Origin of the sequence: Variovorax glacialis, from assembly GCF_051216375.1 — a bacterium.
Classification (GTDB): Bacteria; Pseudomonadota; Gammaproteobacteria; order Burkholderiales; family Burkholderiaceae_C; genus Variovorax.
Genome location: NZ_JBPJZT010000010.1, coordinates 152,046 through 164,865, shown reverse-complemented (window position 1 = coordinate 164,865; position 12,820 = coordinate 152,046). Strand labels below are relative to the sequence as shown.

The following is a 12,820-nucleotide window of genomic DNA, read 5'->3' as shown; positions in this document are numbered from 1 at the left end:
ACATGCGGCATCTCAAAGACCTCCACGTGCTCGTCCTGGGCCTCGGTGCGTCCGGCCTGGCGATGGCGCGCTGGTGTTCGCGCCACGGCGCCAGGGTCACGGTGGCCGACACGCGCGAAGCGCCGCCGCAGTTGGCGACGCTGCGCGAGGAATGGCCCGATGCCGTCTTTGTCGGCGGACCGTTCTCGGCAGCATTGGTCGAAGGCACGCCGGTGCGTGCCGTGTACCGCTCGCCGGGGCTGTCCCCGGCCTCGGTGGCGGTCGTGGTTCAAGCCGCTCGTGCCATGGGGTTGACCGTCGGGGGTGAGCTGGACCTGTTTGCACGCGCGCTGGCGGACCTGCGCATCGTCGAAGCGGCGGCGGCGCCAGAGGCCGAGGTTGTCGTCGAAGCGCCCGCTGTCGAGCCGACGCCGGAGGTCGCCGAGCCCGTCGAGCCCGTGTTGGATGAAACCGCCGAAAGCGAAGGCGACAAAGCCGTCGAAGCCGCGCCGCCCGACGAAGACGACGACTCCTTCGCGCCGGCGCCGGAAATTGTCGTCCCGCCGCCGGAGCTTAAAGGCTACGCCCCGGCGGTGCTGGCGATCACCGGCACCAACGGCAAGACCACGGTCACCGCATTGACGGGCCAACTCGTGGAGCGCGCCGGCAAGAGCGTCGCGGTCGCCGGCAACATCGGCCCCACCTTGCTCGACACGCTGTGGGGCCACATGGATGCCGAGACATTGCCGGACGTCTGGGTGCTGGAGCTGTCCAGCTTCCAGCTCGACGGCGTCGAGGGCTTCGAGCCGACCGCCGCCACGGTGCTGAACCTCACGCAGGACCATCTGGACTGGCACGGCGACATGGCCGCCTATGCGGCGGCCAAGGCCCGCGTCTTCGGCAAGAAGGGCACGATGGTGCTCAATCGCGATGACGAGGCCGTCATGGCCATGCGGCCTGCGCCGGCCAAGCTGCCTAGGGGGCAGGTCGCGCGCACGGTCGTCACCTTCGGCGCCGAAATGCCGACGCGCCCGGGCGACTACGGCATCGAGCGCCTGCACGGCATGGGCTGGCTCGTGCGTGCGCTGGAAGCCGACGAAACGCAAAAGCGCAAGCGCGGTGCCGCCGTCGAAGAGGAAGAGATCCACATCCAGCGCCTGATGCCCGCCAATGCCCTGCGCATTCGCGGCCGGCACAACGCGCTCAATGCGCTGGCGGCGCTGGCGCTCGCCACGGCGGCGGGCTGCCAGCTCGCGCCGATGCTCTATGGCCTGCGCGAGTACCGCGGCGAGCCGCATCGCGTCGAGCCGGTCGCCATCGTCAACGAGGTCGAGTACTTCGACGACAGCAAGGGGACCAACGTCGGCGCCACGGTCGCCGCGCTGATCGGTCTCGGCGAAGAACGCCGTGTCGTCGTGATTCTCGGCGGCGAAGGCAAGGGGCAGGACTTCGCGCCGCTGGCCGCGCCGGTCGGTCGGTACGCGCGCGCCGTCGTGCTGATCGGCCGGGATGCTCCGTTGATCGAGGCGGCACTCGCTTCCACCGGCGTCTCGATGCAGTCCGCCGCGAGCTTGCCCGAGGCGGTGGCGCTGGCCGCCGGCCGCGCGCAGCCCGGGGATGCCGTCCTGCTGTCACCGGCCTGCGCGAGCTTCGACATGTTCAAGGACTACGCCCATCGCGCCACCGTCTTCTGCGAGGCCGTGGAGGCACTCGCCGACGCGCCGGGTGGCCAAGGCAATGGGGAGGCCGCGTGAGCGCCAGCGCTTCGGCGACACCCAACAAGACCGGCCGCTTCAGCGGCTGGTTCAGCCGCGCCAAGAGCGGCATCGACGCATTGCCCATGCACCTGCCGGTGCGGCTCGGCAACGCCGGCATGACGCAGACCAAGGCGGCGCCGGTGCGCGTGCTCGGCTTCGACCAGGCGCTGGTCTGGGTCACGGTCGCCCTGCTGGCCTGGGGCCTGGTGATGGTGTATTCCGCATCCATCGCGATCCCCGACAACCCGCGCTTCGCGCGCGCCGGCTACAGCCCCACCTTCTTCCTCACCCGGCACGCGGCGTCGCTCGTGATCGCCTTCGTGGCGGCCCTGCTGGCATTCCAGGTGCCGATGAAGACCTGGGAGCGCGCCGCGCCCTGGCTCTTCGTGGTGTCGCTGCTGCTCCTGATGGCCGTGCTCATTCCGCACGTCGGCATCAACGTCAATGGCGCACGCCGCTGGCTGCCGCTGGGCTTCATGCGCTTCCAGCCCTCGGAGCTGGCCAAGCTCGCGATGATCCTCTACGCCGCCAGCTACATGGTGCGCAAGATGGAGATCAAGGAGCGATTCTTCCGGGCCGTGCTGCCCATGGGCGTGGCGGTCGTCGTGGTCGGCATGCTGGTGATGGCCGAGCCCGACATGGGCGCCTTCATGGTGATCGCGGTCATCGCGATGGGCATTCTCTTCCTGGGCGGCGTGAACGCCCGCATGTTCTTCGTCATCGCCGCGCTGGTCGTCGTGGCCTTCGGCACCATCGTGGCGACGAGCCCGTGGCGGCGCGAGCGGATCTTCGCTTACCTCGATCCGTGGAGCGAGGAGCATGCGCTGGGCAAGGGCTACCAGCTTTCGCATTCGCTGATCGCGATCGGGCGCGGTGAGGTCTTCGGCGTCGGACTTGGCGGCAGTGTCGAGAAGCTGCACTGGCTGCCCGAGGCCCACACCGACTTCCTGCTCGCCGTGATCGGCGAGGAGTTCGGGCTCATCGGCGTGCTGCTTGCCATTGCCCTGTTCCTCTGGCTCACGCGGCGTGTCATGCACATCGGGCGCCAGGCGATCGCGCTCGACCGTGTGTTCTCCGGCCTGGTCGCGCAGGGCGTGGGCATCTGGATCGGCTTCCAGACCTTCATCAACATGGGCGTGAACCTGGGCGCGCTGCCGACCAAGGGGCTGACGCTGCCGCTGATGAGCTTCGGCGGCTCCGCCATCCTGATGAATGTCGTGGCGCTCGCGGTCGTTTTGCGCATCGACTACGAAAATCGCGTTCTCATGCGCGGGGGGCGTGTATGAGCCGGACCGCACTCGTCATGGCCGGCGGCACCGGGGGGCACATCTTCCCGGGCCTCGCCGTGGCCGAGGCGCTGCGCGAGCGCGGCTGGCGCGTGCACTGGCTCGGCGCGCCCGGCAGTATGGAGCACCAACTCGTGCCGCCCCGCGGTTTCGCCTTCGAGCCGGTGCAGTTCGCCGGCGTGCGCGGCAAGGGCCCGATCACGCTGGCGCTGCTGCCCATGCGCCTGCTGCGCGCCTTCTGGCAGAGCATCGGCGTCGTGCGCCGCGTGCGTCCCGACGTGGTCGTCGGCCTGGGCGGCTACATCACCTTTCCGGGCGGCATGATGAGCGTGCTGTTGGGCAAGCCGCTGGTGCTGCATGAGCAGAACTCGGTCGCGGGTCTCGCGAACAGGGTGCTCGCGAGCGTGGCCGACCGCGTCTTCACTGCCTTCCCCAACGTGTTCAAGAAGGCGCAGTGGGTGGGCAACCCGCTGCGGTCGGCATTCACCTCGCAGCCGGATCCCGTCGCCCGCTTTGCGAACCGCACCGGCCCGCTGCAACTGCTGGTGGTCGGCGGCAGCCTGGGTGCCAAGGCGCTCAATGCCGTCGTGCCGAAGGCGCTGGCGCTGATCGCGCCGGCGCATCGTCCCAGGGTCACGCACCAGAGCGGCGCCAAGCAGATCGACGAGTTGCGCGCCAACTATGCGGCCGCCGGCGTCGAAGGCGAACTGACGCCTTTCATCGAAGACACCGCACAGGCCTACGCCGAAGCCGACCTGATCGTCGCGCGCGCAGGCGCCAGCACCGTCACCGAAATCGCGGCCGTCGGCGCAGCAGCGCTGTTCGTGCCATTTCCTTCCGCCGTTGACGACCACCAGACCACCAATGCCCGCTTCCTTGTCGACGCGGGCGGTGGCTGGCTCGTTCAACAAACCGAACTCACACCTGAATTGTTGGCAGACTTGCTACAGAAAACCGGGCGCCCCGCGCTCATGGAACGGGCCTTGAAGGCCAAGACGATGCAGAAGACCGAAGCGGTAGACGCCGTGGTCCGCGCATGCGAAGAACTCAGCCATGGAGGTCGCTCATGAAGCATGCGATCCATCACATCCATTTCGTCGGTATCGGCGGCTCGGGCATGAGCGGCATCGCCGAGGTACTGCTCAACCTCGGCTACACGATCTCGGGCTCGGACCTGGCCGACAGCGCGACGTTGCGACGCCTGGCGGGCCTCGGCATCTCGACCTTCGTCGGCCACGACGCCGCGAACATCGCCGGTGCCGATGCGGTCGTCACCTCGACCGCCGTGCAGGCCGACAACCCCGAGGTCGTCGCGGCGCGCGAGAAGCGCATCCCGGTCGTTCCGCGCGCGTTGATGCTCGCGGAGCTGATGCGGCTCAAGCAGGGCATCGCCATCGCCGGAACGCACGGAAAGACCACGACGACGAGCCTGGTAGCGAGCGTGCTCGCGGCCGCGGGCCTCGATCCGACCTTCGTCATCGGCGGGCGCCTCAACAGCGCGGGCGCCAACGCCCAGCTCGGCAGCGGCGACTACATCGTGGTGGAGGCCGACGAGTCGGACGCCTCCTTCCTGAACCTGCTGCCCGTGATGGCCGTGGTCACGAACATCGACGCCGACCACATGGAGACCTACGGCCACGACTTCGCGCGGCTCAAGAAGGCCTTCGTCGACTTCCTGCACCGGATGCCTTTCTATGGCGTTGCGATCCTGTGCACCGACGACCCCGCCGTGCGCGACATCGTGACGGAAGTGTCCTGCCCGGTGACGAGCTACGGCTTCGGCGAGGACGCGCAGGTGCGCGCAGTGAATGTGCGCGCCGTCGGATCGCAGATGCATTTCACGGCGCAGCGCCGCAACGGCGTCACGCTGCCGGACCTCGACATCGTCCTGAACCTGCCCGGCGAGCACAACGTGCGCAACGCGCTGTCGGTGATCGCGGTCGCCGTCGAACTTGGCGTACCTGACGAGGCAGTCCAACGTGGCCTCGCCGACTTCAAGGGCGTGGGTCGACGCTTCCAGCGCTATGGCGAAGTCCCGTCGCAAGGCGCGGGCAGCTTCACGCTGATCGACGACTACGGCCATCACCCGGTCGAGATGGCGGCGACCATCGCTGCGGCGCGCGGCGCCTTTCCGGGTCGCCGCCTCGTGCTGGCATTCCAGCCGCACCGCTTCACGCGCACGCGGGATTGCTTCGAGGATTTCGTCAAGGTCATCGGGCAGGCCGATGCCGTGCTGCTGGGCGAGGTCTATGCCGCGGGCGAAGCGCCCATCGTGGCGGCGGACGGCCGCTCGCTGGCACGCGCTCTGCGTGTGGCGGGCAAGGTGGAGCCGGTGTTCGTCGACGAGATCACGGAGATGCCGGCAGCGATCCTGGACAACGCGCGTGAAGGCGACGTCGTGATCTGCATGGGCGCCGGCTCCATCGGTGCCGTGCCCGCGAAAGTGGTGGAACTCGGTGGCGCGATGCCGCCGAAATCGGAGCGCCTGACGCGCGAAGGGAGGGCGCTGTGAGCCTGATCGATCCCAAGGCCTTCGGCAAGGTCGCCGTGCTGTTCGGCGGCAGTTCGGCCGAGCGGGAAATCTCCATCATGTCCGGCACGGGCGTGCTCGAGGCCCTGCGCTCGCGCGGCGTCGACGCCCATGCCTTCGACCCGGCCGTGCGCGAACTGAGCGATCTCAAGCGCGAGGGCTTCCAGCGCTGCTTCGTGGTGCTGCACGGCCGCCATGGCGAGGACGGCACGGTGCAGGGCGCGCTGGAGCTGCTCGGCATTCCCTACACCGGCTCCGGCGTGATGGCGTCCAGCGTGGCGATGGACAAGGTCATGACCAAGCGCATCTGGCATGCCGACGGCCTGCCCACGCCGCGCTACGTGCGCCTCGCCTTCGACCAGCAAAGCCGCGAGCAGATCAACGCCGTGCCCGACGTGCTGGGCCTGCCGCTGATCGTGAAGCCGCCGCGCGAGGGGTCGTCCATCGGCGTGACCAAAGTGGTGGGCTACTCGCAGATGCAGGACGCGGTCGCGCTCGCGATCCGCTACGACACCGACGTGCTCTGCGAGGAGTTCATCGAGGGCGAGGAAGTCACTTGCGCCGTGCTGGGCAGCGGCCTCGACGCGGTGGCACTGCCGGTGGTGCGCATCTCCGCACCCGAAGGCGCCTACGACTACCAGAACAAGTACTTCACCGACGACGTGAAGTACCACTGCCCGAGCGGCCTGGCGGGCGACGAGGAGCAGGAGATCCGCCGCATCACGCTGGCCGCCTACCACCAGCTCGGCTGCCGCGGCTGGGGCCGGGCCGACCTGATGATCCGCGCCAGCGACCGCAAGCCGTTCCTGCTGGAGATGAACACCTCGCCGGGCATGACCACGCATTCGCTGGTGCCCATGTCGGCGCGCGCCGCGGGCATCGACTACGAGGACCTGTGCCTGCGCGTGCTCGCCACCGCGACGCTGGATTCCGGCTCGGCACCGAAAGAGGCCAGCCCATGAGCGACAGCATCCCCGTGCCCTTCGACGTCAAGCTGATGAACGTGACCGCGACCCTCGTGTTCGCGCTGTTCGCGCTCACGTTGCTGGCGGCGGGCGCATGGTGGGTGCTGCGCCAACCCTTCTTCCCGCTCGCCGGCATCAAGGTCGACGGCGAGGTCACGCACAACAACGCGGTCACGCTGCGCGCCAACGTCGCGCCGCAACTGGCGGGCAACTTCTTCACGGTCGACCTGGCGCGTGCGCGCACGGCCTTCGAGTCGGTGCCATGGGTGCGCAAGGCGGTCGTCCGGCGCGAGTTCCCGAACAAGCTGCGCGCCACGCTGACGGAGCACGTGCCCGTCGCGCATTGGGGCGACGAGGCGGGTTCGAAACTGATCAACGGTTTCGGCGAAGTCTTCGAGGCCAACGTGGCCGAAGTCGACGACCACCTGCCGCGCCTCGACGGCCCGCCCGAGCAGGCCGGCCAGGTGCTGGGCATGTACCGGGTGCTGGCGCCGATCTTCCAGGGCTACGACCTGTCGATCGACGAGCTGAGCCTGTCGAGCCGCGGCAGCTGGAAGGTGATTCTCGAAAGCGGCGCCGTCATCGAACTGGGGCGCGGGCAGGTCGACGAGGTGACCGCCCGCACGCAGCGTTTCCTGAAGACCGTGACGCCGGTGGCAAGCCAGTACGGGCGCACGGTCGCGGCGGTCGAGGGCGCCGACCTGCGGCACAACGAGGGCTACGCGCTGCGGTTGCGCGGCGTCACCACGGTCGTTCCAGACCCCAAGAAGAAATAGCGATTAGAGGAAGCTTCATGTCCAAAGAGTACAAAGATCTCGTTGTCGGCCTCGACATCGGCACCGCCAAGGTGATGGCGGTGGTGGCCGAGGTGCTGTCCAACGGCGAGCTCAAGCTGGCCGGCCTCGGCATTGCGCCCAGCAACGGCCTCAAGCGCGGGGTGGTGGTGAACATCGACGCCACGGTGCAGAGCATCCAGCAGGCCCTCAAGGAGGCCGAGCTGATGGCCGACTGCAAGATCAGCCGCGTCTACACCGGCATCACCGGCAGCCACATCCGCGGCATCAATTCGAGCGGCATGGTGGCAGTCAAGGACAAGGAGGTCACGCCCGCCGACGTGGCCCGCGTGGTCGAGACGGCGCGCGCCATCAACATCTCCAGCGACCAGCGCCTGCTGCTGGTGGAGCCGCAGGAATTCGTGATCGACGGCCAGGACGTGAAGGAGCCGATCGGCATGAGCGGCATGCGGCTCGAAGCCAAGGTCCACATCGTGACCGGTGCACAGAGCGCGGCGGAGAACATCATCAAGTGCGTGCGCCGCTGCGGGCTCGAAGTCGACCAGCTCATGCTCAACCCGCTGGCCTCGAGCCAGGCGGTGCTGACCGAGGACGAACGCGAACTCGGCGTGGTGCTGGTCGACATCGGCGCGGGCACGACCGACGTCGCGATCTTCACCAACGGCGCGATCCGCCACACCGCCGTGATCCCGATCGCCGGTGACCTGATCACGAGCGACATCGCCATGGCGCTGCGCACGCCGACCAAGGACGCCGAGGACATCAAGGTCGAGAACGGCTATGCGAAGCAATTGCTGGCCGATCCGGACACGCAGGTCGAAGTGCCGGGCCTCGGCGACCGCGGCCCGCGCATGCTGAGCAAGCAGGCGCTGGCCGGCGTGATCGAGCCGCGCATCGAGGAGATCTTCTCGCTCGTGCAGCAGGTGATCCGCGAGTCGGGCTATGAAGAGGTGCTGTCATCGGGCGTGGTGCTCACGGGCGGCAGCGCGGTGATGCCCGGCATGGTCGAGCTTGGCGAGGACATCTTCCTGAAGCCGGTGCGGCGCGGCATTCCGAAGTATTCGAGCGCGTTGTCCGACATGGTTGCGCAGCCGCGTGCGGCTACGGTCATGGGCCTGCTCGAAGAAGCGCGCTACGCACGGCTGCGTGGCTTCAAGGTCGCTCAGAAAAACGGTTCCGTGAAGACAGCTTTCGGCCGCTTCAAGGACTTCATCGTGGGGAACTTTTGATGACCCCCAGGCTCGCGCACTTCGTGTCGCTCTCCACCCCCTTGCAGGGGGCAACACCTGCGGCCCGGCGAAGCCGGTTCCGCGGTGTTTCCGATGGAGGGACGGTGCGATGAACGCATTTCCTCTTTGGCTGGCCCGTGCGGGGCCTCCGCGTCATTTCAACGAGCGATGGCGACGGACGGGTCCACCGCCATAGCGCTCTCGGTTCCAACAACAAATTCATTCGCAAATAAGTGGCAACTGCAAATTCAAGGAGTCAGAAAATGGCTATCGAAATGATCGAGATCGAAGAGTTCAACCAGGGCACGCAGATCAAGGTGATCGGTGTCGGCGGTGGCGGCGGCAACGCGGTCGCCCACATGATGGACCGTGGCGTGCAGGGCGTGCAGTTCGTCTGCGCGAACACCGACGCACAGGCCCTGTCGCGCAGCAATGCGCACAAGACCATCCAGCTCGGCACCAACGGACTGGGCGCGGGCAGCAAGCCGGAGAAGGGCCGTGACGCGGCAGAGGCGGCGATCGACGACATCCGCGAGGCGATCGCCGGCGCGCACATGCTGTTCATCACGGCCGGCATGGGCGGCGGCACGGGCACCGGCGCAGCGCCGGTGATCGCACGCGTCGCGAAGGAGATGGGCATCCTGACGGTGGGCGTGGTGACCAAGCCCTTCGACTGGGAAGGCGGCCGCCGCATGACCAATGCCGATGTCGGCCTGACCGAACTCGAAGCCAACGTCGACTCGCTGATCGTGGTGCTGAACGAGAAACTGCTCGACGTGCTCGGCGAGGACGTCACGCAGGACGAAGCCTTCGCGCATGCCAACGATGTGCTCAAGAACGCCGTGGGCGGCATCTCGGAAATCATCAACGAGTACGGCGGCGTCAACGTCGACTTCGAAGACGTGCGCACCGTGATGGGCGAACCCGGCAAGGCCATGATGGGCACGGCCGCCGCCAGCGGCCCGGACCGCGCGCGCATCGCCGCCGAGCAGGCCGTGGCCTGCCCGCTGCTGGAAGGCATCGACCTCTCGGGCGCCAAGGGCGTGCTGGTTCTGGTGACGGCGTCGAAGGCTTCGCTCAAGCTGAGCGAATCGAAGCTCGCGATGAACACCATCCGCGCCTACGCCTCGCCGGACGCGCACGTGATCTACGGCGCCGCCTACGACGACAACCTCGGCGACGAGATGCGCGTGACGGTGGTCGCGACCGGCCTCTCGCGCCAGGACGCACGCCGCCAGGCACCGACGCTCGAAGTCATTCGCACCGGCACCGACAACATCCCCTTCAACGTGCCAACGCTCGGCACCGCGAGCGGACATGGCCACGGTCACGCGGCCAGCCAGCCGAACTACGACGGCATGGCCGTGCCCAGCGTGTGGCGCACCAACCGCACCATGGCCGCGGCCAAGGTGGACGCGCTGTCGTCGGGCGGGATGGACGATTTCGAGATTCCGGCGTTCCTGCGCAGGCAAGCTGACTGAGCGAGTTCCTGTGGGGGCTATTGCGGAGATAGCGAGGCATACGGTACGCCGGATGCCTCGCGCCTCTAAAATCGCGCCCGTGCTTCCCCAACGAACCCTCAAATCCATCACACGCGCCGTGGGCGTCGGCCTGCACAGCGGCCAGCGTGTGGAACTCACTCTGCGCCCGGCGCCCGTCAACCACGGGATCGTGTTCCGGCGCGTCGACTTGCCCGAGCCGGTCGAGATCCCGATGACCGCCGAGGCGGTCACCGACACCCGGCTCGCGTCGACGGTGTCCTCCGGCGGCGCCAAGGTGCAGACCGTCGAGCACCTGATGTCGGCGTGTGCGGGCCTGGGCATCGACAACCTGCTCATCGACATCACGGCCGACGAGGTGCCGATCCTCGACGGGTCGGCGTCATCCTTCGTGTTCCTGCTGCAGAGCGCGGGCATCGAACTCCAGAGCGCGCCGCGGCGCTTCATCCGCGTCACCCGCCCGGTCGAGGTGCGCGAGGGCGAGGGCGCCGACGCCAAGTGGGCGAGGCTCGAGCCGTTCCACGGCTTCAAGCTCAGCTTCGAGATCGACTTCGACCATCGCGTCGTCAACTCCACCGGCCAGCGGGTCGAGTTCGACCTGGGCAGCGGCTCCTACAGCCGCGACATCGCGCGCGCCCGCACCTTCGGTTTCACCAAGGAAGTCGAGTACATGCGCTCGAAGGGCCTCGCCCTCGGCGGCGGGCTCGACAACGCGATCGTGATGGACGACACCAAGGTGCTGAATGCGGGCGGACTTCGCTACGACGACGAGTTCGTCAAGCACAAGATCCTCGATGCGATGGGCGACCTCTACGTCATCGGGCAGCCGCTGCTGGCGGCCTACAGCGCCTTCCGCTCGGGCCATGCGCTCAACAACAAGCTGCTGCGCGAGCTGCTCGCGCACGACGATGCCCACGAGGTCGTGACCTTCGACGACGAGAAGCGCGCGCCGGCCGGCTTTGCTGAAGTCGCACGTGCCTGGTAGCCCATCCCGTCGATGCTGATCTTCCGCTGGGCCATCCTGTTGCTGCTGCTCGTGGCCGGGGCGTCCTTCGCGTTCTATGCCGGCACCGGACAGCTCAAGTACCGCCGCTTCGGCTGGGTCGTCCTCAAGTGGACGCTGCTGGCGGCCTTCGGCTTCTTCGCGGTGCTGATCGCCGAGCGGGTGTTCTAGGCCGGCGCTAGCCTGTGTGCGTGCGTCGGACTTTCTTCAGTTGCTCGATCTGTCCGTCCACCAGCGAGAAGGCGTGAGCCACGGGCGAACCGGCTGACAAGGGCGCCAGCGCGTAGAACACCCCGACACCCGGATCGATCATTCCCTTGGGGTTTGGAATGTCGTCGAAACCCATGCGTGTCGCGTAGTCCCGCACCTCGCTCTCGAAGCCCGTCAGCGCACGCTCCAGGTCGGCTTGCGCGAACGCGCTGCCCGGAACGCCCGCCACGACCGCCGAGAACTCGTCGCCGCCCTGCCGGAACAGCATGCATTGCGCGTGCCCGGCGAGTGTCTCCACGAGGGCCTTTTTCAGGAAGCCGGCGAAGGGCTTGAATATCCGGTCCGCCACGCCCGTCCAGTTCAGGACGGCGTTGGCACCGCCGACATTGCGGATGTCCACGCAGACGTAGAACACCTCCACGCGATGGGCTTCGCCATAGAGCAGCGCCTGTTCCGCCACCGCATGACGATCCCGACTCCAGAAGCCGGTGATCTCGTCGAGCAGGATGTTCTCGATGGCGGGGCGGATGTTCTGGAAGTACAGGTCGACGGGCGTGGGAATGCGATCGGGCATGTCGCGCCTTTTCGTCAGACCGGGACGATTTCCGTGCTCACGCGGGACTTGGTGATGTCGTTGGATTCGATCAGCACATCCAGCACGCCCTGGAAGCCGGAGATCTCCCTGTGCTCCAGCATCCGCTCGTAGAAGTCCCTGCCCAGGTGGGCCTTTTCAAGGTGTTGCTGGATGGCCTGGTGCAGGCTGTTCAGGGTCAGGGGGATGTCATAGATCTCGATGTGCCCCGCGACGTTCGACGACAGGTCGACGTGGAAGTCGTAGGGGCGCATCGTTCCTGCATCGACCTTGATGGGTCGCCACTTCAGCGAATGGCGCCTGGCCGTGACCTTGTCGTACATGTCGGCCGACAGGTCGTTCGGGATCAGGATCCTGAAGCGGAATTCCTCCACGGGCAGCGAGCGACCATCGACCACGATGTGTTTCTGGTCGATCAGCCGCTGGCAGGTGCGCACGACGAAATTCTGGAAGTAGCCGTGGGCCAGCGACACGGAAGGCAGCAGCCCGAGTTCGAAGGTGCGGCCGCGCTTGTCGATCTCTTTCTTGATCCTTGCACAGATGTCACGCAGCGCCTTGTCCTGTGCATCGCCCGGCTCGCCGGGAAACGACGGCAAGGAGATGCCGAGCAGATCGCTGGGCAGCTTGACACCGTCCTGGCAGACAAGGAACGCCTTTCTCGGCCCGAGGCCGCCCAGAAACAGGCCGAACTCGAAGATCACGTTGTCGCGCGGCACATCGAACGCCTCATCGCGAGATCGCGTGAAGTCGTCCGCGGTCGCCACCAGCACGCCGATGTCGTAGAGGTTGATGCTTTTGACGAGCGTGTCGAAATAGCTCTTGTTGAAGGTGAAGACATCCTTGTCCCAGATGGTGCAGGTCGCCCAGCGGGAAAGATGCTTCTTCACCTTCCGGGCAACTTCGAGGCCTTCGGTGGAAGAGCCAATGAAGACTTGCGGCTTCAGGACCAAGATCGAGCCCTCCGGGTTGGCTCGCG

The 12,820-nt window shown here is 67.2% G+C and carries 12 protein-coding genes; 10 read left to right on the top strand and 2 right to left on the bottom strand.

The window, feature by feature from the left end; all coding sequences use genetic code 11:
* Positions 1-2 precede the first annotated feature (2 nt).
* The 10 genes from murD (at position 3) to ACSFBL_RS24810 (ending at position 11,213) form a co-directional block, all read left to right on the top strand.
* Positions 3-1,733, top strand: a complete 1,731-nt coding sequence (gene murD / locus ACSFBL_RS24855) for a UDP-N-acetylmuramoyl-L-alanine--D-glutamate ligase (protein WP_435518481.1) — start codon at positions 3-5, stop codon at positions 1,731-1,733.
* Positions 1,730-3,022: a putative lipid II flippase FtsW gene (gene ftsW / locus ACSFBL_RS24850; protein WP_435518480.1), complete on the top strand. Its 1,293-nt coding sequence runs from the start codon at positions 1,730-1,732 to the stop codon at positions 3,020-3,022. Before murD ends, ftsW begins: the two co-directional genes overlap by 4 nt.
* Positions 3,019-4,092, top strand: coding sequence for an undecaprenyldiphospho-muramoylpentapeptide beta-N-acetylglucosaminyltransferase (gene murG, locus ACSFBL_RS24845; protein WP_435518479.1), 1,074 nt, complete (start codon positions 3,019-3,021; stop codon positions 4,090-4,092). The genes ftsW and murG overlap by 4 nt, the downstream gene beginning before the upstream one ends.
* Positions 4,089-5,534, top strand: a complete 1,446-nt coding sequence (gene murC / locus ACSFBL_RS24840) for a UDP-N-acetylmuramate--L-alanine ligase (protein ID WP_435518478.1) — start codon at positions 4,089-4,091, stop codon at positions 5,532-5,534. Before murG ends, murC begins: the two co-directional genes overlap by 4 nt.
* On the top strand, positions 5,531-6,514 hold the full coding sequence (locus ACSFBL_RS24835) for a D-alanine--D-alanine ligase (RefSeq protein ID WP_435518477.1): 984 nt from the start codon (positions 5,531-5,533) through the stop codon (positions 6,512-6,514). The genes murC and ACSFBL_RS24835 overlap by 4 nt, the downstream gene beginning before the upstream one ends.
* Positions 6,511-7,293 (top strand): cell division protein FtsQ/DivIB, encoded by a 783-nt coding sequence (locus ACSFBL_RS24830; RefSeq protein WP_435518476.1) that lies wholly within the window; start codon positions 6,511-6,513, stop codon positions 7,291-7,293. Before ACSFBL_RS24835 ends, ACSFBL_RS24830 begins: the two co-directional genes overlap by 4 nt.
* Before the next feature lie 17 nt (positions 7,294-7,310).
* Positions 7,311-8,540: a cell division protein FtsA gene (gene ftsA, locus ACSFBL_RS24825; protein ID WP_028251950.1), complete on the top strand. Its 1,230-nt coding sequence runs from the start codon at positions 7,311-7,313 to the stop codon at positions 8,538-8,540.
* A gap of 263 nt (positions 8,541-8,803) precedes the next feature.
* Positions 8,804-10,021 (top strand): cell division protein FtsZ, encoded by a 1,218-nt coding sequence (ftsZ, locus tag ACSFBL_RS24820; RefSeq protein WP_435518475.1) that lies wholly within the window; start codon positions 8,804-8,806, stop codon positions 10,019-10,021.
* Positions 10,022-10,100: 79 nt separating this feature from the next.
* The gene (gene lpxC, locus ACSFBL_RS24815; protein WP_435518474.1) at positions 10,101-11,024 is read left to right on the top strand and encodes a UDP-3-O-acyl-N-acetylglucosamine deacetylase; all 924 of its coding nucleotides are present in this window, start codon (positions 10,101-10,103) and stop codon (positions 11,022-11,024) included.
* 12 nt (positions 11,025-11,036) lie between these two features.
* Positions 11,037-11,213, top strand: a complete 177-nt coding sequence (locus tag ACSFBL_RS24810; protein WP_435518473.1) for a hypothetical protein — start codon at positions 11,037-11,039, stop codon at positions 11,211-11,213.
* 7 nt (positions 11,214-11,220) lie between these two features.
* Here the strand turns inward: ACSFBL_RS24810 and ACSFBL_RS24805 are convergent, their stop codons facing one another.
* Positions 11,221-11,826 carry a hypothetical protein gene (locus ACSFBL_RS24805; RefSeq protein ID WP_435518472.1) on the bottom strand — a complete coding sequence of 202 codons (606 nt, stop codon included), beginning with the start codon at positions 11,824-11,826 and terminating at the stop codon, positions 11,221-11,223.
* 14 nt (positions 11,827-11,840) lie between these two features.
* Complete coding sequence (locus ACSFBL_RS24800; protein WP_435518471.1) at positions 11,841-12,794, bottom strand: TIR domain-containing protein; 954 nt, start codon at positions 12,792-12,794, stop codon at positions 11,841-11,843.
* Positions 12,795-12,820 lie beyond the last annotated feature (26 nt).